The sequence below is a fragment of the Pseudomonas sp. UBA1879 genome (assembly GCF_002338065.1).
In the GTDB taxonomy this organism is placed as follows: Bacteria; Pseudomonadota; Gammaproteobacteria; order Pseudomonadales; family Pseudomonadaceae; genus Aquipseudomonas.
On sequence record NZ_DDHJ01000021.1, the window covers coordinates 92,742 to 112,836 of the forward strand.

Annotated in this window: 40 protein-coding genes; 25 read left to right on the plus strand and 15 right to left on the minus strand. The window is 57.5% G+C overall.

All coding sequences use genetic code 11. The features are described from left to right. The first annotated feature begins 111 nt into the window (after positions 1-111). The 5 genes from B3N48_RS23750 (at position 112) to B3N48_RS23770 (ending at position 1,921) form a co-directional block, all read left to right on the plus strand. Complete coding sequence (locus B3N48_RS23750) at positions 112-312, plus strand: hypothetical protein (protein ID WP_296187820.1); 201 nt, start codon at positions 112-114, stop codon at positions 310-312. A gap of 123 nt (positions 313-435) precedes the next feature. Next, positions 436-636, plus strand: a complete 201-nt coding sequence (locus B3N48_RS23755) for a hypothetical protein (protein WP_296187822.1) — start codon at positions 436-438, stop codon at positions 634-636. 25 nt (positions 637-661) lie between these two features. Beyond that, positions 662-856, plus strand: a complete 195-nt coding sequence (locus B3N48_RS23760; protein WP_296187825.1) for a hypothetical protein — start codon at positions 662-664, stop codon at positions 854-856. 125 nt (positions 857-981) lie between these two features. Beyond that, positions 982-1,311: a hypothetical protein gene (locus B3N48_RS23765; protein ID WP_296187827.1), complete on the plus strand. Its 330-nt coding sequence runs from the start codon at positions 982-984 to the stop codon at positions 1,309-1,311. Positions 1,312-1,405: 94 nt separating this feature from the next. Beyond that, complete coding sequence (locus B3N48_RS23770) at positions 1,406-1,921, plus strand: hypothetical protein (protein ID WP_296187828.1); 516 nt, start codon at positions 1,406-1,408, stop codon at positions 1,919-1,921. A 21-nt stretch (positions 1,922-1,942) separates the two neighbouring features. On the opposite strand, the gene B3N48_RS23775 is transcribed toward B3N48_RS23770, so the two are convergent. From B3N48_RS23775 to B3N48_RS23795, 5 genes are all read right to left on the minus strand, one after another. Next, positions 1,943-2,758, minus strand: coding sequence for a DUF2303 family protein (locus tag B3N48_RS23775; RefSeq protein ID WP_296187829.1), 816 nt, complete (start codon positions 2,756-2,758; stop codon positions 1,943-1,945). Between the two features lie 30 nt (positions 2,759-2,788). After that, positions 2,789-3,136, minus strand: a complete 348-nt coding sequence (locus B3N48_RS23780) for a hypothetical protein (RefSeq protein WP_296187830.1) — start codon at positions 3,134-3,136, stop codon at positions 2,789-2,791. A 91-nt stretch (positions 3,137-3,227) separates the two neighbouring features. Beyond that, positions 3,228-3,689 (minus strand): hypothetical protein, encoded by a 462-nt coding sequence (locus B3N48_RS23785; protein ID WP_296187831.1) that lies wholly within the window; start codon positions 3,687-3,689, stop codon positions 3,228-3,230. Beyond that, the gene (locus B3N48_RS23790; protein ID WP_296187832.1) at positions 3,686-3,922 is read right to left on the minus strand and encodes a hypothetical protein; all 237 of its coding nucleotides are present in this window, start codon (positions 3,920-3,922) and stop codon (positions 3,686-3,688) included. Before B3N48_RS23790 ends, B3N48_RS23785 begins: the two co-directional genes overlap by 4 nt. Beyond that, entirely contained in the window at positions 3,919-4,254 is a 336-nt protein-coding gene (locus B3N48_RS23795; protein ID WP_296187833.1) for a hypothetical protein, read from the minus strand. The genes B3N48_RS23790 and B3N48_RS23795 overlap by 4 nt, the downstream gene beginning before the upstream one ends. 466 nt (positions 4,255-4,720) lie before the next feature. On the opposite strand from B3N48_RS23795, the gene B3N48_RS23800 reads away from it, so the two are divergent. Beyond that, positions 4,721-4,990 carry a DUF1652 domain-containing protein gene (locus B3N48_RS23800; RefSeq protein ID WP_296187834.1) on the plus strand — a complete coding sequence of 90 codons (270 nt, stop codon included), beginning with the start codon at positions 4,721-4,723 and terminating at the stop codon, positions 4,988-4,990. A 41-nt stretch (positions 4,991-5,031) separates the two neighbouring features. Here the strand turns inward: B3N48_RS23800 and B3N48_RS23805 are convergent, their stop codons facing one another. From B3N48_RS23805 to B3N48_RS23820, 4 genes are all read right to left on the minus strand, one after another. Continuing rightward, a complete protein-coding gene (locus tag B3N48_RS23805; RefSeq protein WP_296187835.1) occupies positions 5,032-5,214 on the minus strand; it encodes a hypothetical protein in 183 nt (60 codons plus the stop codon). A 155-nt stretch (positions 5,215-5,369) separates the two neighbouring features. Beyond that, entirely contained in the window at positions 5,370-6,254 is an 885-nt protein-coding gene (locus B3N48_RS23810; protein WP_296187836.1) for a TAXI family TRAP transporter solute-binding subunit, read from the minus strand. A 61-nt stretch (positions 6,255-6,315) separates the two neighbouring features. Continuing rightward, a complete protein-coding gene (locus B3N48_RS23815; RefSeq protein WP_296187839.1) occupies positions 6,316-6,537 on the minus strand; it encodes an Arc family DNA-binding protein in 222 nt (73 codons plus the stop codon). Positions 6,538-7,172: 635 nt separating this feature from the next. Further along, complete coding sequence (locus B3N48_RS23820; RefSeq protein WP_296187840.1) at positions 7,173-7,406, minus strand: hypothetical protein; 234 nt, start codon at positions 7,404-7,406, stop codon at positions 7,173-7,175. 766 nt (positions 7,407-8,172) lie between these two features. Here B3N48_RS23820 and B3N48_RS23825 point away from each other — a divergent pair. From B3N48_RS23825 to B3N48_RS23835, 3 genes are all read left to right on the plus strand, one after another. Continuing rightward, positions 8,173-8,490, plus strand: coding sequence for a DUF1654 domain-containing protein (locus B3N48_RS23825; protein WP_296187841.1), 318 nt, complete (start codon positions 8,173-8,175; stop codon positions 8,488-8,490). A 103-nt stretch (positions 8,491-8,593) separates the two neighbouring features. Then, positions 8,594-8,842: a type II toxin-antitoxin system HicA family toxin gene (locus B3N48_RS23830; RefSeq protein ID WP_296187842.1), complete on the plus strand. Its 249-nt coding sequence runs from the start codon at positions 8,594-8,596 to the stop codon at positions 8,840-8,842. After that, on the plus strand, positions 8,842-9,183 hold the full coding sequence (locus tag B3N48_RS23835; protein ID WP_296187843.1) for a type II toxin-antitoxin system HicB family antitoxin: 342 nt from the start codon (positions 8,842-8,844) through the stop codon (positions 9,181-9,183). Before B3N48_RS23830 ends, B3N48_RS23835 begins: the two co-directional genes overlap by 1 nt. A gap of 131 nt (positions 9,184-9,314) precedes the next feature. Here B3N48_RS23835 and B3N48_RS23840 read toward each other — a convergent pair whose 3' ends face one another. Beyond that, positions 9,315-10,166, minus strand: a complete 852-nt coding sequence (locus tag B3N48_RS23840; RefSeq protein WP_296188052.1) for a S24 family peptidase — start codon at positions 10,164-10,166, stop codon at positions 9,315-9,317. A 111-nt stretch (positions 10,167-10,277) separates the two neighbouring features. Between B3N48_RS23840 and B3N48_RS23845 the strand changes: the two genes are divergently transcribed. From B3N48_RS23845 to B3N48_RS23905, 13 genes are all read left to right on the plus strand, one after another. Next, positions 10,278-10,514, plus strand: a complete 237-nt coding sequence (locus B3N48_RS23845; protein WP_296187845.1) for a hypothetical protein — start codon at positions 10,278-10,280, stop codon at positions 10,512-10,514. A gap of 72 nt (positions 10,515-10,586) precedes the next feature. Continuing rightward, positions 10,587-11,009, plus strand: coding sequence for a phage regulatory CII family protein (locus B3N48_RS23850; RefSeq protein WP_296187847.1), 423 nt, complete (start codon positions 10,587-10,589; stop codon positions 11,007-11,009). Then, positions 11,010-11,420 (plus strand): hypothetical protein, encoded by a 411-nt coding sequence (locus B3N48_RS23855; protein WP_296187848.1) that lies wholly within the window; start codon positions 11,010-11,012, stop codon positions 11,418-11,420. A gap of 63 nt (positions 11,421-11,483) precedes the next feature. After that, on the plus strand, positions 11,484-12,221 hold the full coding sequence (locus tag B3N48_RS23860) for a phage antirepressor KilAC domain-containing protein (protein WP_349677041.1): 738 nt from the start codon (positions 11,484-11,486) through the stop codon (positions 12,219-12,221). Beyond that, positions 12,221-12,961 carry a DnaT-like ssDNA-binding domain-containing protein gene (locus tag B3N48_RS23865; RefSeq protein ID WP_296187849.1) on the plus strand — a complete coding sequence of 247 codons (741 nt, stop codon included), beginning with the start codon at positions 12,221-12,223 and terminating at the stop codon, positions 12,959-12,961. Before B3N48_RS23860 ends, B3N48_RS23865 begins: the two co-directional genes overlap by 1 nt. Then, positions 12,961-13,728, plus strand: coding sequence for a replication protein P (locus B3N48_RS23870; RefSeq protein ID WP_296187850.1), 768 nt, complete (start codon positions 12,961-12,963; stop codon positions 13,726-13,728). Before B3N48_RS23865 ends, B3N48_RS23870 begins: the two co-directional genes overlap by 1 nt. 1 nt (position 13,729) lies before the next feature. Next, positions 13,730-14,098 carry a phage protein NinX family protein gene (locus tag B3N48_RS23875; RefSeq protein ID WP_296187852.1) on the plus strand — a complete coding sequence of 123 codons (369 nt, stop codon included), beginning with the start codon at positions 13,730-13,732 and terminating at the stop codon, positions 14,096-14,098. 100 nt (positions 14,099-14,198) lie between these two features. Beyond that, a complete protein-coding gene (locus tag B3N48_RS23880) occupies positions 14,199-14,501 on the plus strand; it encodes a DUF1364 domain-containing protein (RefSeq protein WP_296187853.1) in 303 nt (100 codons plus the stop codon). Continuing rightward, positions 14,498-14,929: a VRR-NUC domain-containing protein gene (locus B3N48_RS23885; protein ID WP_296187854.1), complete on the plus strand. Its 432-nt coding sequence runs from the start codon at positions 14,498-14,500 to the stop codon at positions 14,927-14,929. The genes B3N48_RS23880 and B3N48_RS23885 overlap by 4 nt, the downstream gene beginning before the upstream one ends. Further along, positions 14,926-16,206 (plus strand): tyrosine-type recombinase/integrase, encoded by a 1,281-nt coding sequence (locus B3N48_RS23890; protein ID WP_296187855.1) that lies wholly within the window; start codon positions 14,926-14,928, stop codon positions 16,204-16,206. Before B3N48_RS23885 ends, B3N48_RS23890 begins: the two co-directional genes overlap by 4 nt. Before the next feature lie 13 nt (positions 16,207-16,219). Beyond that, positions 16,220-16,432, plus strand: a complete 213-nt coding sequence (locus B3N48_RS23895; RefSeq protein WP_296187856.1) for a hypothetical protein — start codon at positions 16,220-16,222, stop codon at positions 16,430-16,432. Further along, a complete protein-coding gene (locus tag B3N48_RS23900; RefSeq protein ID WP_296187857.1) occupies positions 16,429-16,743 on the plus strand; it encodes a hypothetical protein in 315 nt (104 codons plus the stop codon). The genes B3N48_RS23895 and B3N48_RS23900 overlap by 4 nt, the downstream gene beginning before the upstream one ends. 2 nt (positions 16,744-16,745) lie before the next feature. After that, positions 16,746-17,129: an antiterminator Q family protein gene (locus B3N48_RS23905; RefSeq protein ID WP_296187859.1), complete on the plus strand. Its 384-nt coding sequence runs from the start codon at positions 16,746-16,748 to the stop codon at positions 17,127-17,129. 181 nt (positions 17,130-17,310) lie between these two features. Here the strand turns inward: B3N48_RS23905 and B3N48_RS23910 are convergent, their stop codons facing one another. From B3N48_RS23910 to B3N48_RS23930, 5 genes are all read right to left on the minus strand, one after another. Further along, positions 17,311-17,535, minus strand: a complete 225-nt coding sequence (locus tag B3N48_RS23910) for a DUF6555 family protein (protein WP_296187860.1) — start codon at positions 17,533-17,535, stop codon at positions 17,311-17,313. A gap of 157 nt (positions 17,536-17,692) precedes the next feature. Then, positions 17,693-17,974 (minus strand): XRE family transcriptional regulator, encoded by a 282-nt coding sequence (locus B3N48_RS23915; RefSeq protein WP_296187861.1) that lies wholly within the window; start codon positions 17,972-17,974, stop codon positions 17,693-17,695. A 41-nt stretch (positions 17,975-18,015) separates the two neighbouring features. Continuing rightward, positions 18,016-18,234 (minus strand): hypothetical protein, encoded by a 219-nt coding sequence (locus tag B3N48_RS23920; RefSeq protein ID WP_296187863.1) that lies wholly within the window; start codon positions 18,232-18,234, stop codon positions 18,016-18,018. A gap of 293 nt (positions 18,235-18,527) precedes the next feature. Further along, on the minus strand, positions 18,528-18,854 hold the full coding sequence (locus B3N48_RS23925; RefSeq protein WP_296187865.1) for a helix-turn-helix domain-containing protein: 327 nt from the start codon (positions 18,852-18,854) through the stop codon (positions 18,528-18,530). After that, entirely contained in the window at positions 18,838-19,092 is a 255-nt protein-coding gene (locus tag B3N48_RS23930) for a type II toxin-antitoxin system RelE family toxin (RefSeq protein WP_296187866.1), read from the minus strand. The genes B3N48_RS23925 and B3N48_RS23930 overlap by 17 nt, the downstream gene beginning before the upstream one ends. A gap of 152 nt (positions 19,093-19,244) precedes the next feature. Between B3N48_RS23930 and B3N48_RS23935 the strand changes: the two genes are divergently transcribed. The 3 genes from B3N48_RS23935 to B3N48_RS23945 are packed head-to-tail and all read left to right on the plus strand — an operon-like array spanning position 19,245 to position 20,093. Then, the gene (locus tag B3N48_RS23935; RefSeq protein ID WP_296187868.1) at positions 19,245-19,562 is read left to right on the plus strand and encodes a phage holin, lambda family; all 318 of its coding nucleotides are present in this window, start codon (positions 19,245-19,247) and stop codon (positions 19,560-19,562) included. Further along, positions 19,559-19,978 carry a hypothetical protein gene (locus B3N48_RS23940; RefSeq protein WP_296187869.1) on the plus strand — a complete coding sequence of 140 codons (420 nt, stop codon included), beginning with the start codon at positions 19,559-19,561 and terminating at the stop codon, positions 19,976-19,978. The genes B3N48_RS23935 and B3N48_RS23940 overlap by 4 nt, the downstream gene beginning before the upstream one ends. Next, the gene (locus B3N48_RS23945; protein WP_296188059.1) at positions 19,878-20,093 is read left to right on the plus strand and encodes a hypothetical protein; all 216 of its coding nucleotides are present in this window, start codon (positions 19,878-19,880) and stop codon (positions 20,091-20,093) included. Before B3N48_RS23940 ends, B3N48_RS23945 begins: the two co-directional genes overlap by 101 nt. Positions 20,094-20,095: the final 2 nt, after the last annotated feature.

Genomic DNA, 20,095 nt, shown 5'->3' on the forward strand with positions numbered 1-20,095 from the left:
GCGTGCTCGGCTTCCTGAGCCTGGTATACGATCTTTCGATCTCGCGCCAACGCGGGTGGCGGGCATACCTTTAGTTGGCTACGCTCTATGCTCCTGCAATTGGAGGACGTCATGAGCGAGGATCGAGAAGTAGCTCTGGAGTTGGCGTTGACCGCTGTCATTCAAACTGCGCGTCAGGCTGGGATGGATGTCGATGAGCTGGCGGAGTTTGCTGCTGAGCTGCTGGTCGCCAACGAGTCTCAACCGGAATGGCACCTAGACCAAGCAATCTTAGAGATAGAGCACAGTGTGGAAATGGTTTCCCGGGAATGACCGGTGAGCTAACCGCTAATACCGCCTGAGCTCTGTATCCGCCGAATCCCGACCGGCTGCGCACTAATTTGACGCTTTGGGTAAAAATATCGCTACGCTCTCAAGACTACCAAGGAGATGGTCATGAGCGATAACCGGGAAGCTGCCATGAAGATGGCGATTAAGGCGCTGTTGGTCACAGCCAAAAAACAGGGCGTCCGCATGGATACGCTATGCGACGGCGCAGTCGAATTCATCGGACACTACCCGGCACTCGATCGGCAGGGTTTGGTGGCCGCAACCACGATCCGCCGGATTGCCTATGACGTGCTACTGGATCGCTGAGCAGTTGGTTCGAAAGGAGGCGTCCATGACAGAAAATAGAGAGCGTGTTTTCAGAATAGCGTTGGTGGCAGGCCTTCAAGCCGCGGTTAGCCAAGGCCTGAATATTGATTCACTTGCAGAGGCTGCAATTGAACTGCTGCTCAACGATGCTGCATATACACCTGAGGAGGCCGCCCAAGCTGTGATTGCTGTCGAGTCAGCAGCGGATGCAGCTGTGTGAGCGGCTCTGAGCCTTAACTGAGCAGATTTGATAGCTGTCAGTCTCATTAATACTCCCGACGGTAGGTGTATTTTCCACATGTTTCCAAACGGATAGAATGCCTGTCCATTCGTTTGGATACTGCTATGCCCTTCGACTCAGCCATCAAGCACTTCATAGATGCAAGCCACATGCTGCACGCCAAACATCCGTTGGGACAAGCCTTCGCCATGGGCGGAGCACTCCGCGCTTGTGCTATGGGTATCGCAACAGTCAGACGTGGTGAATTAGAGGCTGATGCTCAGGCAAGCTTTCGGATGGTCGAGTACATGATCGAATCGTCGGGTCTGAGCCATGCCGACCCGCTGGATATTTGGATTTCAAAAGCCGGGGCCTTCGAACCGGATCAGATGCAGAAATTGTCCGATTTGGTTAATGAAGTGCTGGCGTGGTTTAAAGCTCACAATCACGATTAGCCTTAGGACTGGCCTACGACACTTGGCAGCGGAGGTTGACTGTGGGCTATACGTGGTGACAGGCATGGAGCCGGGCATCAGGAGAAAGCAATAGATGGATTGGGCAAGTGTTTCTTTTTGGATTGAGCACAACCCAGGCCTTGCTTCATGGGTACAGGCTGTGGGATCGATAGTGGCAATATTCTCAGCGATCTTCATTGCCAGCAGTCAAAATCGGCATCAGAGAAAACTCGCTCGACAGATAGCCGAGGAAAAGTCTTTGGCACAAGCGGGTCGCTTGTATTTGATAGCGAAAGAGTATTCCGACTCGTTGGAGCTGGCCGTAAAACCGTTTTATGAGGAAGACGCAGGCGATGCCGATCAGAGCATCGCCGTGACGTTCCAACGTATACTTGACCGGCTGAACAACAATTTCGATGACGACTATAATCCTGCTAGAAACGTGCAGATCCACATTCTGCGTGCAGCGTTAACCGCGTTGCTTTTCACGCTTGACAACTCTAAGTTCATGACTCATCAGGAGCGCGCTATCGAGATACAGCGCCTTAAAGAGTTATCCCCGGCGCTGTTAGCTTCGTGTTTAAAGCTGCTAGAGTCCGCAAAGAACTGAAAAGATTAAGTCAACGCTCCTCTACTTAGTATCAAACGCGCCCAGCGCGAGTTTGGCCGCAGTGCCTATCTTTGCTTCCAGTACAGCCTTGAACTCCTCGGCAATCGCCTCGCGCTGAACCTCTTCACCGACCCAGCGCAGTTTCAGTACCGGGACCGGCCCGCTGGTGATCACCGAAATGCGCAGATTGATTTGCTGCTCGGTCAGCCCTTCAAATGGGATAACGTTGAAGAGCAACGCCGTTGGCAAAGTTTCCTTGCTGCGCGCCTCGATCTGATCCATGGCGCTACGACTAGCGCTGGTGTCGCCCACAGTGGTTTCCGATTCGCTGGTGGCCTTGACCGTGATCGTGCGCACGGCGGCGATTGCCTTCGCCACCGGGATCGGATTGCCCGCGTCATCGACTGGCGTAAGGTACTGATGCCAATCTTCGATCCAGTCGCTCAGGTCTTTTTGTGCCAGGCGGTTGCCTGCGATCTGCTGTGCGGCGGTGTAGCCCGCAGTTGCTTTCAGCTTCAACACCGCTCGATCATCTGCGTGGCCCGGAGCCGAGGTATCGCCCAGGTTGAACAGCAAGGTGCAGCTCATCTGGTCCTGATCGATAAAGCCGCGAGCGCTGGCGCCTGCACGGTCAAGCACATAGGCGCTGAAGTCGGCCAGGGAATGGGTGGAGAAAGTGCCACGAAAGCGGCTGCGAAATGCCTGGTACTTTTCCAGATCCAGCACTTTTGCACCTTCCGGCAGTACCGCCGTGGGCGTGAAGGTCGGCAGCGCTTTGCCAGTGGCTTCGAGCGCGGTGTCGGTGATCAGTTGAATCGCTTCTTTCGTCAGGGACATGTTTCGGTCTCTTCTGGGTGGTGAATGGAATTAGGAACGACGAGGAATCGGCGCTTCGTCGCGGGTAAACATCTGGTCGTGCTTTTCCTGAAATAGCGTGACCTTGCCGCCTGTGCCGACGTGCATCGGCGTGTCGAGGCTGGTGTTCTCGCTGCGGTCGCCGCGCTTGGTCGGCACCTTGTAAGCGAGCTTGTGCTTCACCTTCACCTGGTGGGTTTCACCGATCTGGGTGATGTCGAGCGTGATCACCAGTTTGCCGGGCTTGCCGTTGTCAACGACGCCGCCGGCGACTTCTGAGAGGGCGTGGCCAATCTGGCTGGCGAAGGCGCCGCCGTTGAGTTCGTTGAGGAACTCGGCGGTATCTGTGGGTGTTGGCATTGTGGATGCTCCGAGATGGGCGCGAGCCCGCTAGGTGGTAGGTGGTGTTGTGGTTCGCGCTTACGGCGCTGAGAGGATTTGAAAAGGCGTTTCACGCGGCGACCTTCACCTGGTTCCAAGCGCCGACTGATGCGAAGAGCGCGGAAAGCCTCGATTCAGGGATGGGCACAATGCCGGGAACCGCGAGCCAGCCCATGCCAACGCGATGGTTCGGGTTACAGTCGTCGCGGACTTCGTTGTAGAAGTGCTCGATCACATCCGATAGGCGTTCGACGCGATGTATGCCATCCGGCCTGATGTCTATTGACTTGATGTACTGGGCGCCGTCCTGCCGCACGCAGATAGCGGCGATGTAGATGGTCCAGCGATGCGCGATATCGCAGAGAGCATCGGCAACCTGCTTGACCAGGATCTGTTTCCCGGACTTCCAGCTGAGCATGATCTGGAGGCCGCTCGGGTCGATGCTGATGACGGCCGCGTGATTGGTACCCAGCAGCGCGCGCATGCTCCGTTCGACCTGGACCTTGCGGTTGCACGGTTTGCGCTTGCTCATATTGCCTCCGTGATCCGTCGAACCTGCTGGCGATCGGCGTTGTTCAGGCGCCGCCGCTTGCGCTTCAGCACTGTGTCGGGGTCGACGTAGTTGCTCCGCGGCGGTACGGGCGGACGTTCGGGGAAGGACGCGACCGGTTGAACCTTCTTGCCAGTGGCCATGAAGTGATCGATCTGTGCCCGTAAGTCTTCGATGATCTTTTTTCGGGGATCAGCCAGCGGTACGAAGTTCACCAGCTCATTCCGATGAACACGAATGCAGCGAGAATGACCGCGAAGGCGGCGGTCCAGCAAAGCATCCAGCGCGCGAAGCCCCCGACACCGATTTGCGCTTCGCGGAGGAAGGAGGCGGTGTTTTCGAGTTGTTGCGCCGACCGGCACGCGTTTGAGTGGCCCGCGACCTCGACGCGCTCGGCGCCGGTCTTCCGGTCCAGCACGCCGAACAGGTTGTTGCCGTGCGGAATGACGGCGAAGCGCGGCTTGGCATTGAACTCGGCAGTAGCTTGCTGGGTGCGCTGGCGCAACGCTTCGTGAACGGCGCGCATCTGGCTGATTGTCTGATTCATGTCCTTTCCCTCAGTTGTTTGCGTTCATTCGTCAGCACTCTGGCCGCCGGCTGTTTGCCGTTGGGCGCGGGGGAGAGTGCTGGCGGATAAACGCGAGGCGAAAAAAAGCCCTGTCGACGCAGGGCTTTTCACGTTGCTAATTGGCCACGCCTTGTACGTGGATCCTGCTAGCGGATGCTGGGTGAGGCGGTATGCCCGTTGGTTTTTCTCATTATTAGAAACCCTTTGTCAGTTAATGACCTGCGTCGCCAGACATAACGATTGGATGCATAGGAAGCAGCCAGGGCCGGCCAGTTTCCATCGGCGCGACTCGTATGGATGAGCCCTGGTCTAAGATCAAATCGATGGTTCATGATCCAGGAGAATGGGTTTAGGCTAGCCTGACCACACGTCAGAGGGATGAGATCCGAGATCGCACTGAGGGTTTTCTGCCCTCCACACCGAGTGTTCTTGGGAGGAGCACAAAATGATATCGACACTCGAATTACGACATATCATCGAATCTAGCTTTCTGCCCGTAGAGTGCATCTGCAGTCCGAACGATGCCGGCACCCTAACCATCCAGTTGATTAATCCTGAGACAAAAGAGATTGATCTGACTGTACCGGGCATACCAGTATCAAACTTGACCACAATGCGCGCGATTTCGGACCTTGTTGCGCAGATTCGCGAGGAGCTACGGCTAACTCATCTCGCTCATTCCGATCCCCGTCCTCGATCAAATGCCCGATCGTAATTGCCAAGGGAATTGCGCTGTTGTGTCGGTACGGCTGACCTTCAGCGCCCTAGGGCTTCAAGCTCTAAGTGCTTCTCCTGCAATTTTGCGATGAGACACAATCGCTCCTGGCCGGTAAGGTGCCGGGCAGCTAGAAACAATCCCTCAGCAAGATCACCGTCGAACTTCATCGAGCCCGCGGCGTGTTCTAATTCGATCTGAACGCGCTTACCTGTTGCTTCCATCTGCGACCCTTACCTGCTCAGCCGAAACCACATCACCATGCCTAGGAGCAGACCGCTGACGATGCCAGCCAGGTATGCGATGGAGATGATGTGCAAAAAGCTGGCGGCGAGCAGTAAAGCTGCGCCAACCAATAGCAGGAGGATTAAGCGGCTGATCACCGCACCACCTTCACGACGCTGTTAATGCCCTTGTCCACTGCCCGACGGACCTTCTTGGCTTCATCCGGCTGCATGCTCTTCAGGTAGTCGTTGTTGAACACGATCTGAGCGCGCAGGCAGTAAGTGTCGGGCTTGCCCATAGTGGAGGTTTCCAGCCCGCTCTGACCTTCCTTATCGACGACGCAATGCGTGTACAGCGGGTTGTTGTTGGCGTCCTTCGCATCCTCGAACGAGTTGTCGTTTACCTCGCCGATCATGATCTGTTTGCTGAAATCGGCGGTGATATCGCTCGGGATCTTCCCAGACCGGCCTATGTACAGCATCCCAGCGATTTCGATCCGGACACCAGCCTTCGTGACATAGCCCTGGGCGACCGCCTCAGCAGCGCTGTACCAGTCATCAAACTCGACGATACGCGCGCCTTCGTAGTCTTTGTCTGTCTTGATCCAGTTGCGCACGGTGACCAGCGCACCGGAGCCGGACACCGCCGCAAACGCGTATTTCGCTGCGACGCTGTCCTTTTCCATCTTGCCGAAGTCGTCCACACCGGCTTTGCCGTGCAGCCAGTAAATGACCTCCTGATGCGCGTCGCTGACCTTGAGGTCGGCGGGCATCGGCAGGCTGATGACGGCATCGTTTTGAATGACCGCAATATCACAGGTGCCGTCTTTCAGCTTCTCGGCGTTCTCGACGCTGCCGCCGGTGTTGATGATCTTAACCTCGCCGCTGTCCTGCTTGGCAATCGTGTTGCCGATGCTGGTACCTAGGCTTTCATAGAAGCCACCTTCGCCGCCGGTGCAGAAACGCAGGGTAGGCGGTGCCGCACTGGCAGCGGCCGAAACACTCAGCAGCACGGCCAGCAGTAACGCTTTTGATTTCATGGGTGTTCCTCAGGGTGGGTGATTTCCCATCTGGCCCTCGTTTGAAGGCCAGCCAGTGAAATCAATTTCCAGCGGCGTCAGTCTTTTCCCCTGCTGCGCGAGCCAAGGCGTCAAGCAGCAGATCCTGCCGGGCCTGCTTGTCCAAGAATTGGCGAAGGGCGCGGACGAAGATGGTGTTCATGGACGTGTCTGCCGCATCAGCCGCAATCTCAACCTTCTCGCGGAGGTTGTCCGGCAGCCGAACGACAAATTTCGGAAGGGGTGATTCTTTGGTTTTCGGCATGATCATTCCTCAGGGCGGGGCATTCCCGATGCAGCCTGACGGCATGCTGCATTGGTGAATCAGGCAGGCCAGCGGCCAGCTCACCACTGCCCAGGTGACGGGCCTTGCGCTAGGCTGGCGTTCTCACACAGCACAGCCAGCAAAGGAGGGCGATGCGCTAACGCACACCTACAGGTTGAAACACGACCGCGACTTCGGCAGTCATCTTCCGAAGGTCTATGAATCGGGGAGGGCGATTGAGGCGGGGGATGTCATCGAGCTGGAAAACGGCATGTGGCATGGCGTTATCGAGGCCCGTAAAACTCAGCAAGGTATGCTTCTAGTTCTCGCTGAATCTGCTCAGAACGCTGAATGGGCAGAGTTTCTACTAAGGCAGCAATTGTCTGAGTAAGAACGATCGTTGCGAACTTGCTGCATCCCAATGAGCTGACCTCGGCGCTGGGGTGCATCAGGGACATTTTCGTCGCCAGCCCGGGCACACCCTGACATGCCAAGGTCATGAGGGCGGCTTCGATTCGCCCGGTCAGAGTTGGCGCTTCCACCGTCGGATGACCTGGCGAATTGAGATGCGGGTGGTGCATATCGTGTCGCCTCCAATGGAGATCGGCGTTTCGTCTGAGCGCGAATGTTCCGATTCAGGCAACTGCGGTGCAGTGTTCCAAGTCTACGAACCCGCTTTTACCTTCGAGGAAGATCACTGTGCTGTGGCCGTTGCACACACAGGCATCGCCTTTCGTCACGCCGCGGTGCGTTTCGCCGCAACCGATGATGCTTTCGTAACTGACCAGTGTTCCGGCCGGATGCTTCGCGTTCCAGGCATCTGCCTGGCGTTGGAGCTGGACGACTGTGGGACGTTTGGGTGCTGGCATAACTGTCTCCTTATGGTTGATTTCCCGTCTGGCCCTGTCTCCAAGGCCAGCCAGTGAAATCCCGACCTCGCTACTGGCGACAGGTCGGGGTAACGCATCAGCGATGTAGGTACATCCGGTGCCTAATCCCCGCGCGCTGATTGCAGGTTTCGGGATCTTTAGGCGGCGGCGGGCTTCCCTGCTCACGCCAGCTCGATCAGCTTTGCTGGCGTGGTCATCGGGCATATACAACATGCGACGTACAGCCCTGTGCCTAGTTGGGGATAGTTGAAGGCACATCGCATGAGGTCCGGCGCTCCTCATAGCCGAGGCTCAGAGCGCTAATTTTTCAAAGCTTTTCCATTACCGCCGGAGTGGCGGGGCGCATCGCTTGCCGGGTCATTCGCACGGTTCAGGCATTTCGCCCTTGATCAGCCGTACAGGGTTCTCCCTGTCGTTGGCAGGCTTTCCTCGTTCGCCTGTCTGATCCCCGGTCGCCGGTAGAGGCAGTGCGGTCTATTCGTTGTTTGTTTCGTTCGGTTTTTAAAGAGCGCCGGGGCACCGCCCCTTCGCCGAGTTGTCGCTGGCGATGGAGTTAATTTAGCCATGCGCTAAAATAACGTCAATAGCTCCCAGCTAAATAATTTAGCTTTGCGTGAAATTTATTTTTCTGACTTTCGTAAGCTATCGGTACGACGAATATCTAACGGTGGGTATTTACGAGCGGGTTAGCAGCGAGCTAAGCTTTGAAATAACTGTACATACATACAGCAATAGGGAGTAGCTGATGGCAAGCCCGCAGAAGAAATCACAAGAGCCAAAGCCGATGTCGGGAGTAGAGCGCCTGACGCTCAGGGTGTCTGGAATGGTCAACCATCCGATAGCTCAGGATCGAAAGTGGGCCAGAATTCATCGGCTCGATACCGATGGTGATCGAGAATGGGATGAAGTGATGGGCGTGCTCGCCGAGGTCGACGGAATTGAGATGACGTTCAACGATGAGGATGATTCTGTAACGCTGAGCTGGGAAGCCCCGGATGACGAAGATCCGAGAGCCCAAGATCATGGAGAATTTGATGCGGTGGAAGAGCCCGCACCTTTCTGATGAGCACGAAAAAGCCCGCTTACTGCGGGCTGTCCGCGAGCGCGCGGACTGCTTGATATAACTCTTTATTGCGACTAAAATTAGTCGCACATAGGGAGCCTTCATGTCCAAGCAAGAAAAACTGATCGCGAAGCTGCTGAATAAGCAGGCCGGATTGACTTGGCCCGAGTTAGTTTCGCTGCTGATCGGGCTTGGGTATCGCCAGATTGAAGGAAGCGGCAGCAGGGTGAAATTCAACAACGGCAACCCGCACGCGATGATCAACCTGCATAAGCCCCATCCGGGCAACGAAATAAAGGCATACGTCAAACGTCAGGTGATAGATCACCTAAAGGCAGGAGGATTGATCTGATGAGCACCATGCTGCAATACCGGGGTTACTATGGTTCCATTGAGGCCAGCCCCGAGGACAACTGCCTGTTCGGCAAGCTTCAGTTCATTCGCTCCCTTGTCAGCTATGAGGGGGAGACGGTTGCTGAATTGACCCAGGCGTTCCATGAAGCGGTAGACGATTATCTGGTCACCTGCGAGTCGCTCAAGCATGACCCGGAAATTCCGTGCAAGGGATCGTTCAACGTGAGGGTAGGGCATGACCTGCACTTGGCTGCTAGCGTGGCCGCAACGCGGCAGAGCATTTCCCTGAACGATCTGACTCGCAAGGCGCTAAGTGAGTATTTGGAGCATCACGCGTAGGGCACAAATTGCGGGCAAAATAAAAGCCCGCGATGGGGCAGGGCCTTCCTTGGTCCTGATACCATCCCACTTCCGTCACGTAGTTTGATTGCCGATCACAGCCCTGCTGGCGTTTACCACTATGTCGACGATCACGCCTTGCGCGCATTCCAGATCAGCAGAACTTTTGCATGGATCGTTACGTCATCAATTCGCGCCGTCTGATTCTCGTAGTGCTGGTTGTCCGATATGAGTCGATAATGCTCTTCATCCAGCCGCATCACGCGCTTGATGTACAGCTCGTTGTGCCAGGTCAGAACGTAGATACCTTCGCCGATGAAATCCCTTACGCCTTTGTCGACAATGACCATGTCTTTGTCGTTAATCGTGCCGGCCATGCTCTCGCCCCAGCCGTTGATCATGCCAAGGGAAGTGGTGGATGTGTAAGTGACGCCTTTCTCTCGTAGGATGTCTTCGCGGACCACCAGGTTACGCACCACCTCTTGATAGTCTGGTGGCACCTGTCCGTGCCCCATTGCGGCGCGAATGTCATATTGAGGAATGACGATTTCCTCATTGGTCGGCTTCAGGTTCGATAAGTTACTTGGAACCAAATTCACCGCCCCTTCATCGGGCTCCTTCGCGGCAGCAACGATTCGATCCCGAGCCTCGACCGACAGTCCTTTCACCTTCGCGAGCATACGTTGCACTTGATCGGCAGCTGTCGAAACTGGTTCTTCGCGCGGTGATAACGCCTTTGACACCCCAGTCGTTACGACCGATTCCGGTGTGTCCTGCGTTAAAGAATCGAACCAGCCACGAGGCAACGCTTCTATGGCTTCAATGCGTCGAGCGACATCGTCACCCAAATTCTTTGCCGTTTTTTCAGAAAGGATCTGACTGAGATGGGCAGGCGCCATCCCCCAGCGTTCAGCACACGCGCCTTTCTTCTGGGTGCCTATAAGCCTGATCAACTGCTGCTTACGAATTGCGTAGATATCCATCCGGACAAGAATGCCAGTGTTTAGCTCAATGCTAAATGTGCCCACAGCTAAATATTCCTTGCTCTGATATTAGCCCTAAGCTAAATTTCTCCTATCTTTAGGAGAACCCCTATGAATGAGCACTTGCGCGACTGGCTCGCCAACGCGACGCCCGACCGCCGTAAACAAGTAGCTGATGCCGCAAACACCACTGTTGGGCACCTCTGGCAGCTCGCAGGCGGTCATCGGAAAGCTTCTGCCGAACTCGCTGAACGCCTTCAGGACGCCTCTGGTGGTGAAATCAAAATCGCTGGCCTTCGCCCTGATCTGATCGATTTGGCTCACAAAGTTTTGCTCGGCGCTGCCTGATCTCCCTGCGACAGACACATTTTGCAATGCGTGATGGCCGTCAGCCACATAAACAAATCCGAGGTTTTAGGAATGCAGGAATTTCTGAGGGCATGTGACGCAGTCGTCGAGGACGCGAACACGAAGAATCTTGCCACGCTGATGAGCTTGCCTCCGGTGAGCCTGCTCCAGCGCGCGAACGCAAATTACGACGGCGCCTGGTTCAACGTGAAGCATTTGTACGCATTGCTGCTCCATACCGAAGACATGCGGCCCCTTCACGCGCTTGCGGGTGAGTTTGGCTATGTGGTCGTTAAGACCGATGCGCCGGTTGCGATCGATATCCATCAGGCCCTGGGCCGTGCCGCGCTTGAGTTCGCCGAAGTAACGGTGGAGACGCATAGCGCAATGGCTGACGGCCGCGTTGACCAAGTTGAGCGCGCGCGAATTCTTCGCGAAATCGACCACGCCGAACGGGCGCTGGCGCAACTGAAAGCATCCGTGAAGGTGGCCTGAATGAACCGGGAAGAATTTTATCGGCTAGCCCTTTCAACTGGATGGCTCCATAACCCTGACATGTGCGGCGGCATTTCCGAGGGCGACAGGGAAATCGCAGTAAAAGCCATCGCAGGTCGGGCCACGGGTACCCCTGCAGAAGCGGCCGCTCAGATCTTGTCTGGGATAGCCGCTTTAGATGCTGGCCCGAACAAGCCAGTAGTAGTGCGTTGGCCGAAAGGTTTCGACGAGCACGACTCTCTCATCAAGCGCTCGGAATGGCACGCTTCAGAGGCTCGCAGGTTGATGGAAAACCATCGGTTTTTTGCAGACCGATTCAAGGGCCTCGGCGGGTTTCTGTCGGATCAAGGTCCAGCCCCGTTATCCGAAAGTACACCGCATCAACCCGATACGAATGCGCCGGACGCCTGAATCGCGGACACAAAAAAGCCGGGCTGCAACCCGGCTCTTTCAACAACACATGTGAGGCCGATTATGCACACAGCCACCAACCAGAGCAATAGCCCGCCAAGCGCGTCAGGTTTTCCGATCTATCAAAACCTGACGCATCAGGTGATGTCGTCGCGCGAGATCGCCGAGCTGACTGGCAAGCGTCACGACAACGTCAAGCGCACCATCGATACGTTGGTCAGCGACCGGGTGATCAGTTCTCCTCAGATTGAGGAATACCCCGCCAGCGTTGGCCGTCCAGGGAAACACTACCTGATCGGCAAGCGTGACAGCTTCGTTGTCGTCGCCCAACTCAGTCCCGAATTCACCGCGCGCTTGGTTGACCGCTGGCAGGAACTGGAAGAGCAGGCTGCCCCGCGCATCCCCGCGAACTACGCCGAGGCCCTGCAGCTCGCCGCCGATCAGGCCCGTGAGAATACCCGCCTGCTGGGCGTGATCGAGCTTCAGGCGCCGAAGGTCGCAGCCATCAAACGTTTGGCCGCTGCCGAAGGCGCTATCTGTATTACCGATGCCGCCAAACAGCTTGGAATGCCTCCGTCGAAGCTCTTTGACTGGATGCTGGAGAACCGCTGGATATACCGCCGTGGCGGCTCTACCCTGTGGATTGCCCGTGAACCGCGCATCCGCTCCGGTTACCTCAAACACAAAGTGACTGCACTCAAGCCAGACATCGAAACCGGTATTGAGCGCGCAGCATTTCAGCCGCTTGTCACGCCGAAGGGCTTGATCCGCCTGGCTGAGCTTCTACAGGAGGGCAAGTAATGGCCCGTATCCGCTCAATAAAACCCGAGTTCTGGACCAGTGAGCAGGTAATGGAGTGCAGTCCGCTTGCTCGCCTGCTGTTCATCGGTATCTGGAATTTCTGTGACGACGCCGGCAATCACCCGCTGTCGCCAAAAACTCTGAAAGCACTGGTGTTTCCAGGTGACGACGTCACATCCACTCAGGTAGCCGGACTGGTCGACGAACTGGAGTCGAATGGTCTGCTATCAATCTACGCCCATTCGGCGAAGCTCTATCTACACGTCAACGGCTGGCATCACCAGAAGATCGACAAGCCCACAATCAAGCACCCTGCTTTCACTGCACCGATCACCGATGAGTCGTCGAATGCTCCGCGACAACTCGACGAGCAGTCGTCGAACAGTAGCGGAGGCCTCCCCCCCGGAGTGGAAGGGGAAGGGAAGGGAGAATCTACACACTCTGCGCGCGGACCATTTGCGATGTCGCTCGACTGGGCCCCCGACGCTGATTTGGTGAAGGCCTACGCAACCCGAGCGGGGTTATGCGTCACCCTGTTCACCCGAGAGGCGATCGCCGGTTTCGTGTTGCATCACGAAGCGAAGGGGCTCGCTCAAACCGAGAAGCAGTGGATCGCTGCCTTGGTCGGCTGGGTAAAGCGAGACAAGGCGAACGGCGCCCGGGTGGTTCCGTTTCCCCCGCGCGGGGGTGGACCTGATTTTGACGACACCAGCTGGGCCCACGATCTGGGAGCGCTTTGATGAGCGTTGCGAAGAAGCCCCCGGTCAAACACGTCACCTCGATCATGTCGGTCATGGGCAACCTGCCGCCTGTGATCCCCGCCGTGCCAACCGAACTGCCGCCGGGCACCGCGGAAGTTGTGAACACGCTGTTTCGCGAGTTGCAGGCGATCTTCCCGGCGTGGAAGCAAGCTTGGCCCGATGCCGCAACGCTGGCCTCTGCGAAGCGGAGTTGGATCAAGGCGTTCATGGCCGAGGGCATCACCCAGCTTGAACAGATCCGTTACGGCATCCAGAACTGCCGCAGGCTCGGCGGCGACTTCGCCCCCAGTGTCGGCAAGTTCATCAAGTGGTGCCAGCCCACGCCGGAGATGCTGGGCATCCCCTCCCATGACGTCGCGTTCCGCGAAGCATTGGAGAACTCACACCCGAGCCGCTCGGCTTCACGGATCTGGTCCCACCCTGCCGTTCGGCACGCGGCGCTGCAATGCGAGCTGCATAACTTGGCGGACCTAGCGTCAGCAAATGCCAGCGAGATTTTCGACCGTGCCTACGACATCACCATTCGAATGCTGGTGCAGGGGCAACCGCTTGACGAGGTCGCCGTGGGCATCGGGCACGACAGCCAGAAAAGTGAAATGGAGCTCGCAGTTGAGGAAGGAGAGCGCTTCATCCACGCGACCATGCGCCGTCAGGGTGTTCCACCAGACGGGCAGGCGGCGCGTGCCCAGTTGCTGGCGAAGATGAAGCTCAAGCGCGGGTGCCGTGCTGAACCGGGGAGGACATGAATTGAAAGATTTCATCGAGGTTACGACTGACGCATTGACCGGTCCCGCGCTGGATTGGGCTGTCGCTCGCGCGGCGGGAATAAGCGTTGAGCTTGCAGCACCGCAGTACGGCGCACCATGGCGGCCTTTCTTGCCCGATACCGGGGCTCGCTTCGCTCCGACCGTCAATTGGGAACAGACCGGGCCTCTACTGGAAGCGCACAAGATCGGTAGCGGTCCAGTCGGCAACGGTTGGGTCGCGTACCCGCGCCGGAGTAATGCGCCTACCGACTTGCTTCATGCCCCTTCGGCGCTTGTCGCGATCTGCCGCGCCGTTGTAGCTGACAAGCTGGGCCTCGTCGTCGGTATCCCTGCGGAGTTGGCCCAATGATCACCTTCCTCGTCGCCGCGCTGCATTGCACGTTCGCACTGCTGGAGAACGCATACACCCATCAGGTGCCGCCGGCTGAATACCAATTCGGAGGTGTCCTGTGAGGCAAACCAAGTTGACCAAGGCCGCACGCGGCCGAGATTGTCAGGTTCGGGTACCGGGTGTGTGCAATGGCGATCCGGAGACTACCGTCCTTGCACATTTCCGCCTGAGCGGCACACGTTGTGGCGCTGGACTGAAGCCTCACGACTTACAGGCCGCCTGGGCTTGTTCGGCTTGTCATGACGCCGTTGATGCGCGCAGCAAGACTGAGTTCAGCCGCGACGAATTGCGCGTCATGCACATGGAAGGCGTGGTGAGGACCATCGACATCCTGATCAGCGAAGGGAAGGTGGCAGCGTGATCGGGGTCAAGCTCAAAGCCTTCAAACCCAAGAAGGCCCGCGCCCCGCGAGTGGATCGCGAAGGGTTGGAGCAAGCTGCACTGATGCGGGAGCTGGCGTTGTCCCTGCCGAACATTTTCGACCTGATCTACCACGTCCCGAACGGTGGGCAGCGTCACAAGGCCGTGGCTGCGAAGCTGAAAGAACAGGGCGTCAAGGCGGGGGTGCCTGATCTGGTGTTACCGATGGCCCGTGGCGGGTATTTCGGCCTGTACCTGGAATTCAAGGCCACTCCGCCAAACGACGCCCCGGTTTCATCCAGCCAGTACGCGTGTATCCGCCGCCTGAACGAGCAGGGCTATCTCGCCATCGTGTGCCGGGGCCACTTCGACGCCATGGAAAGCATCCGGGCGTATCTCAAACTTCCTGTGACCGTGGTGGCTGCATGAGCAAGACCCTGACCGTCAATCTGTCCGACGCCGAGATTCGTCGCCACGTCGATAATCCTGGTGTCCGTGATTTGCGTGATGCCCGGCAGCCCGCGTTCCGCTTCCGCTTCAAGCAGGACCGGAACCGTGGCTCCTGGTATCTGGTGGTGGGCAGCAAATGGAACAAGATCGCTAATTTCCCGGATCTCAACACCAAGGCGATTCTGGCGGTGCTGCCGGACGTGCGAGCCCGCTTCGCGGGGACGCCTGACGCTTCTGCTGCGGTAGGCACCTGGCAGACCGTGGGCGAGCTGCTGGCGTGGTTCGATGACCGCATGGGCCGCGACCGCAACTTGTCGGCCAAGCGCAAGTCGACCGCGCGTTCGGCGATGAGCAAGCACCTACGGCCGCGCTTGAGCGATCTGCCGCTGGCATCAGTAACGAAATCGGAGATCGACCAGCGCCTGATGTGGCCATTGCAGGCTGAGCTTTCGCTGGAGTACCTGCGGCTGATCTTCCGCCTGTTGGTGCTGGCCTTCAAACAGGCTGCCCGGCTCGGGCACATCACCACCAACCCGATGAACGCCATCCGTTTCGGTGACTTCTCGAAGACGAAGATCAAGCCCAAGGCGGCCCGGTTGCGTGATGTGCAGGTCGAGGGCGTGCTGGCGAACCTTGGCGAACGCTTCGCCGCAGCGCCCGGTGACGCCATGCTGGCCCTGATGATGCTCTGCCACGGCACCCGTGTGGGCGAAACCCGGCCGGCATCGTGGCGCGACCTCAGTCTTGATGACCGGCAGTGGTTCATCCCAGCCAGCCACACGAAGACACGTGCCGAACTGACCCTGCCGCTGACTGATCAGGTCTGTGCGTTGCTCAAGCGTTATCACGCCATCCAGCGCGCCCTGGGCTACGAGGGTGTCTACCTATTCCCCGGTCGGACCGGTAAGCCGCTCGGCGAGAGCCAGGCCTGCGCCGTGTTCACCCGGCTGGGGCGCGGCGAGTGGACCAGTCATGACCTGCGCAAAGTTGCCCGTACGGCCTGGGTGGATCTGGGCGTCGACTTCCTGATCGGCGAACTGCTGATCAACCACACCATGGGCCAAAACGTTAAGACCTACATCCATTCTTGGGTTGAGGCGGGCAAGCGTGACGCGTTGGAGAAGTGGCACGCATGGCTTGACGCGCGCGGTTTCGCAGCCATCCACACCATTGCCGAGCCATTACGCGAAGTTTCGCTTAATCCAGTACAGACCACGAGTGGCGTGGCTTCCAGCCATTTCCCGGACAAACCATAGGCGAGGTTTCAAAATGATGATCATGGTCGATCCGCGCCGACACATCGCGGTCCATCCGGGGGATATCAGTGCGATGAGGATCGCTCGGGAGTTGGGAAGCCAGGGTGAGTGCTTGGTCATCCATCTTGCCAACGGGCACGAGCTCAAGGTCTGGGAGTACTTCGACAACAAGTCTCGGCTGGACCTGCGCGCTGTGCATGAGCGACTGATGGAGGCCTGCAAGTGAAAAAGAACCACGGCCCATCGTTCCGGCGCGAGCTGAAGCCGCTGATGGTGTGCGGCACCTGTCGCGGCGCCACGGTCACGCCTGGCGTCTTCCACCAGATCGATTGCTTTAAATGCAACGCTTCCGGCTGGGTCTGCGCCGAGACAGGGGAAGCGCTCCCAGTTGAGGTCATGGTTCAGCAACTCAGCATGCGACTGCGCAATGTCACTGCTGAGCTGTCACGGTCGCGCCTATCCATCGGCGGCGCCCATGAACAATACGAACAGAACAATCGTCTGGGCCCAGGCGGCAGCAATTACACAGGGGACTGAGCATGAACACACGTAAACCGTTACATCGCCCGCTGGGCGACACTGAGTACATGCTCGAGCAGTGGGGCTGGTGGCGCATGGATGGAATGGGCGTTCCCGGCTATCTGTCGCCCGCTCTCGCAATCATGAGGGACGTGACCCCATCCGCGACAAAGTCGTATGTCATCACTGACGAGCTTGCCGGCGTTGTGGATGGTGCCGTTGCCAGACTTTGCCGCCGTGATGCCCAGATGGGCGATATGATCTGGCTGTACTACGGCGCGAAGTGGCCTGCGGTGCGCGTGGGTCGCCAGTATGGCGTCAGCGAGATGAAGGCGCGGGAGCTGATCAAGGCCGGAGTGGCTTGGATCGATTGCGCCTTGGAAACACTCAAGGCGGCAGCGTAAAAAACAGTTGTCCATATGGAATAGCTCTGTTTTCATGCCACGGTGTTCAGCTGATTCAGCGCGACACCCCTATTCAAAGCCCCGCTACCGTGCGGGGCTTTTGTATCTGGCGAGGTCAATGCTCTGATGATCTAACAGCGAGCCGATGTGTCGTACTCCATTGCTGGGCGCCGACCTGCGCTTATGTTTGAAACCATTCCACGTCTGTAATCCCAAATCGCTCAGCTTGAGGCTTGCTCAATTTGGTAGCGGGGTCGGAGCGGTATTTGGGCAACTGGCCAAATCCGGCGTCGACTGAAGCCCAATGCCAGGCCTCGGCATTGTCCATTTTCGCGGCTCGGATGTAGAAAGTTTTGTAGGCACCGTCGAGTAGGTAGTTGATTCGGTAATGATGTTCCTGTGCCATTTGCAGAGCTCCTTGGCGTGGTGGTCACTCCAGATCAAGGATTATTCTTCAGGAAAAAAATTCCGTCGGAATTACAGGAGGCTGCGCGCGCCTATTCAAGCGCGTGGCGGTCTATTGACGGTTCGATACAGACGGATGCTTTCAGCCGACAAGCAGGTCATGAATTGTCGGCTTCGAACTCGACTGCGGCACCCATCTGACGCATTTGTTCGTACAAAGCATCGAGCTGATCGTCGGCCAGCGTGAGTCGAGCGGCGATGAAGAACAGCATCTGCGCGCTGAGTTCACGAGGGCTGGCCCCGCCGGTGTACTTGCGCCATTGACGACCATCAGACAAACCAGCGATCGCAGCCATCTCATTACCGGTTTTGTTCAGCTTTCCCTTAAGCGCTTCCAGGTCGGACGTTGATGGTGGGGTGTAGTGCTTGATTATTTTCATGTCGGCCTTATGAGAAACCCCGCTTTCGCGGGGTTCTAGAATCAGGAGAGGTATTTGGTGAGGGCTACCGTGGCCGCGGCTACCGCGCCCACTAGCCCCGAGGCCATCGCCAGTGGATACCAGAGCGCTTCGCGACTCAGCTTGTGCGCTTCGTTGCGCAGCTTGGAGGTCTCCGCGTTCAGCTTGCTGGTTTCTGCCATCAGCTTTGCGATCTCGGAGTGAATCTTTTCGAGTTCGGCGGTTGTCATTTCGATGCTCATTCGTGCTTCCCCTTGGGGCTGTCGGGCCGGGCGATATGCGCTTCCCATGTGCTGAATAATAGGCCCATTGGGCCTAATGGTCAAGGCTTTTAATAGAGCATTGTTGCTGAGGTGACCATAGCTGGGGTGGCCCTTCGGGGAAGGCCCGGACGCGGTATCGCCGGTCAGTCACGCGTACGACCAGAACACCGGCAGCTAATGCGCCCCGCTCCAAGACTTTCGGGACGGCATCAGCCGACTCGCCGCCGCAAGCGGCTTTTGAATTTCCTTGAGACCCGATGCTTCCTGTGGTCTCAGATGTCCAGCAAGTCAGCGGCAATGCCCAACGCCGCTGCGATCTTGTCGCGAGTGGCTTTTCTGGGGTTCGCTGCCTGTTCCTGCTGGGCGTAGGCGGATTGGGTGATGCCGATGCGTTCTGCCACTTGCGCCTGGGATAATCCCAAGTGCTTGCGCCAAGCCGCAGCAGCGGAGAGGTCTTCCTTCACCATGTAGCCCACTACCTCGTTCGGGACCAAGTCCTCTTGGGGATGGTCCTTTATGTACTGGGCGTACGGGATGACCACAAAGGCCGGCGCTCCGTCCGGCCCATTGATGATTTGCACGTTAGTAGGTGTGTTCATCGCGCTTTTTCACCTCTTCGATATTCACGATCTTTACGCCGCCGTCCCAGTCGAACATGACTCGGTAGTTACCTACCCGGAGACGGTAGCCGTATTGGTGGTTGGTGAGGCTTTTGATGTTCTGGACGTTCGGCATGTAGGCCAGTGCCTGAGCTGCGTCGTAGACCTTGACCTGATCGGCCTTGTTGATCTTGCCGAGCTGCTTCGATGCTTTCCGTGTCCAGTTGATCTTGTTCATGTCTGCCTCGCTGTGTGTGAGGCAATTATAAGCATTTTAATAAGTGTCTACAAGTGTTTATAGTGGATATGCTTATTACTCAATGAGCCTCGGTATTGGCCGGGGCTTTTTTCATTCTCCGATCCCGAAAGGGTGGACAGTCGGATGTCGACATGCCGGATAAAACACCTGACTTCTGGGCGCATGTCTGGCTCGTACTTTCGAATCCGCTCTGGCAAGGAGCGATCATGGCCGGGACTATCTCTGCGCTGCGTGTCCTTTATGAGGGCAAAGAAGCGAACAAATGGCGCGTGCTTCTTGAAGCGCTAATGTGCGGCGGGCTGAGCCTGTCAGCCAGTAGTGTCATCGAGTGGATGGCATGGCCGTCCAGCCTGTCGGTCGGCGCCGGTGGTGCAATTGGTTTCATCGGCGTCACCGCGATCCGCGAGCTGATCGTCAAGTTCCTTGGCCGCAAGGTGGACACGCTATGAAGGCATTTGCAGCGGCATTCATCATTGCGCTGGTCGGTCTGCTGCTCGCGGGCTTGCAGCAGTACCGCGTCGTTGCGCTGCGGGGGGAGGTGGCCATCGAGACGAAGGCCAAACAGGATGCACTTGATGCCAACGCCGAGAGCCAGGCCACGATAACCACGCTGCGCGCCGAGGCCCAACGCAACGCGAACTATCAAGCCGACCTCAACAAACGACTGAAGGCCAGCGAGCAGAAAGCCCAGCAGGCGAGGAGAGACTTTGAAGACCTCAAGCGTAAAAGCCCGGCTGTTCGCAAGTGGGCTGATCAGCCTCTGCCTGACGGCCTGCGCGGCAAGCCAGCCAGCGCCGGTAAAAACGACAACGGTAAGGCTCGAACCCCCTGTGCTGATCCCATGCGAGCGGGTCAACAATGCTGATTACGACCTCACGCTAAACGGCGACCTTTGGGACTTGAAGGATCGGGCAATCAACCTGCTAGACACCTGTGCCGATCAGGTCGATGCGCAGATCCAGCGCAGCAAAACAAAATAAGG

What these genes read in the sequence shown, in the direction of transcription:
- B3N48_RS23750 (WP_296187820.1), top strand. Translation starts at nt 112, where the DNA reads ATGAGCGAGGATCGAGAAGTAGCTCTGGAGTTGGCGTTGACCGCTGTC.
- B3N48_RS23755 (WP_296187822.1), top strand. Translation starts at nt 436, where the DNA reads ATGAGCGATAACCGGGAAGCTGCCATGAAGATGGCGATTAAGGCGCTG.
- B3N48_RS23760 (WP_296187825.1), top strand. Translation starts at nt 662, where the DNA reads ATGACAGAAAATAGAGAGCGTGTTTTCAGAATAGCGTTGGTGGCAGGC.
- B3N48_RS23765 (WP_296187827.1), top strand. Translation starts at nt 982, where the DNA reads ATGCCCTTCGACTCAGCCATCAAGCACTTCATAGATGCAAGCCACATG.
- B3N48_RS23770 (WP_296187828.1), top strand. Translation starts at nt 1,406, where the DNA reads ATGGATTGGGCAAGTGTTTCTTTTTGGATTGAGCACAACCCAGGCCTT.
- B3N48_RS23775 (WP_296187829.1), bottom strand. Translation starts at nt 2,758, where the DNA reads ATGTCCCTGACGAAAGAAGCGATTCAACTGATCACCGACACCGCGCTC.
- B3N48_RS23780 (WP_296187830.1), bottom strand. Translation starts at nt 3,136, where the DNA reads ATGCCAACACCCACAGATACCGCCGAGTTCCTCAACGAACTCAACGGC.
- B3N48_RS23785 (WP_296187831.1), bottom strand. Translation starts at nt 3,689, where the DNA reads ATGAGCAAGCGCAAACCGTGCAACCGCAAGGTCCAGGTCGAACGGAGC.
- B3N48_RS23795 (WP_296187833.1), bottom strand. Translation starts at nt 4,254, where the DNA reads ATGAATCAGACAATCAGCCAGATGCGCGCCGTTCACGAAGCGTTGCGC.
- B3N48_RS23800 (WP_296187834.1), top strand. Translation starts at nt 4,721, where the DNA reads ATGATATCGACACTCGAATTACGACATATCATCGAATCTAGCTTTCTG.
- B3N48_RS23805 (WP_296187835.1), bottom strand. Translation starts at nt 5,214, where the DNA reads ATGGAAGCAACAGGTAAGCGCGTTCAGATCGAATTAGAACACGCCGCG.
- B3N48_RS23810 (WP_296187836.1), bottom strand. Translation starts at nt 6,254, where the DNA reads ATGAAATCAAAAGCGTTACTGCTGGCCGTGCTGCTGAGTGTTTCGGCC.
- B3N48_RS23815 (WP_296187839.1), bottom strand. Translation starts at nt 6,537, where the DNA reads ATGCCGAAAACCAAAGAATCACCCCTTCCGAAATTTGTCGTTCGGCTG.
- B3N48_RS23820 (WP_296187840.1), bottom strand. Translation starts at nt 7,406, where the DNA reads ATGCCAGCACCCAAACGTCCCACAGTCGTCCAGCTCCAACGCCAGGCA.
- B3N48_RS23825 (WP_296187841.1), top strand. Translation starts at nt 8,173, where the DNA reads ATGGCAAGCCCGCAGAAGAAATCACAAGAGCCAAAGCCGATGTCGGGA.
- B3N48_RS23830 (WP_296187842.1), top strand. Translation starts at nt 8,594, where the DNA reads ATGTCCAAGCAAGAAAAACTGATCGCGAAGCTGCTGAATAAGCAGGCC.
- B3N48_RS23835 (WP_296187843.1), top strand. Translation starts at nt 8,842, where the DNA reads ATGAGCACCATGCTGCAATACCGGGGTTACTATGGTTCCATTGAGGCC.
- B3N48_RS23840 (WP_296188052.1), bottom strand. Translation starts at nt 10,166, where the DNA reads ATGGATATCTACGCAATTCGTAAGCAGCAGTTGATCAGGCTTATAGGC.
- B3N48_RS23845 (WP_296187845.1), top strand. Translation starts at nt 10,278, where the DNA reads ATGAATGAGCACTTGCGCGACTGGCTCGCCAACGCGACGCCCGACCGC.
- B3N48_RS23850 (WP_296187847.1), top strand. Translation starts at nt 10,587, where the DNA reads ATGCAGGAATTTCTGAGGGCATGTGACGCAGTCGTCGAGGACGCGAAC.
- B3N48_RS23855 (WP_296187848.1), top strand. Translation starts at nt 11,010, where the DNA reads ATGAACCGGGAAGAATTTTATCGGCTAGCCCTTTCAACTGGATGGCTC.
- B3N48_RS23860 (WP_349677041.1), top strand. Translation starts at nt 11,484, where the DNA reads ATGCACACAGCCACCAACCAGAGCAATAGCCCGCCAAGCGCGTCAGGT.
- B3N48_RS23865 (WP_296187849.1), top strand. Translation starts at nt 12,221, where the DNA reads ATGGCCCGTATCCGCTCAATAAAACCCGAGTTCTGGACCAGTGAGCAG.
- B3N48_RS23870 (WP_296187850.1), top strand. Translation starts at nt 12,961, where the DNA reads ATGAGCGTTGCGAAGAAGCCCCCGGTCAAACACGTCACCTCGATCATG.
- B3N48_RS23890 (WP_296187855.1), top strand. Translation starts at nt 14,926, where the DNA reads ATGAGCAAGACCCTGACCGTCAATCTGTCCGACGCCGAGATTCGTCGC.
- B3N48_RS23895 (WP_296187856.1), top strand. Translation starts at nt 16,220, where the DNA reads ATGATGATCATGGTCGATCCGCGCCGACACATCGCGGTCCATCCGGGG.
- B3N48_RS23905 (WP_296187859.1), top strand. Translation starts at nt 16,746, where the DNA reads ATGAACACACGTAAACCGTTACATCGCCCGCTGGGCGACACTGAGTAC.
- B3N48_RS23910 (WP_296187860.1), bottom strand. Translation starts at nt 17,535, where the DNA reads ATGGCACAGGAACATCATTACCGAATCAACTACCTACTCGACGGTGCC.
- B3N48_RS23915 (WP_296187861.1), bottom strand. Translation starts at nt 17,974, where the DNA reads ATGAAAATAATCAAGCACTACACCCCACCATCAACGTCCGACCTGGAA.
- B3N48_RS23920 (WP_296187863.1), bottom strand. Translation starts at nt 18,234, where the DNA reads ATGAGCATCGAAATGACAACCGCCGAACTCGAAAAGATTCACTCCGAG.
- B3N48_RS23925 (WP_296187865.1), bottom strand. Translation starts at nt 18,854, where the DNA reads ATGAACACACCTACTAACGTGCAAATCATCAATGGGCCGGACGGAGCG.
- B3N48_RS23930 (WP_296187866.1), bottom strand. Translation starts at nt 19,092, where the DNA reads ATGAACAAGATCAACTGGACACGGAAAGCATCGAAGCAGCTCGGCAAG.
- B3N48_RS23935 (WP_296187868.1), top strand. Translation starts at nt 19,245, where the DNA reads ATGCCGGATAAAACACCTGACTTCTGGGCGCATGTCTGGCTCGTACTT.
- B3N48_RS23940 (WP_296187869.1), top strand. Translation starts at nt 19,559, where the DNA reads ATGAAGGCATTTGCAGCGGCATTCATCATTGCGCTGGTCGGTCTGCTG.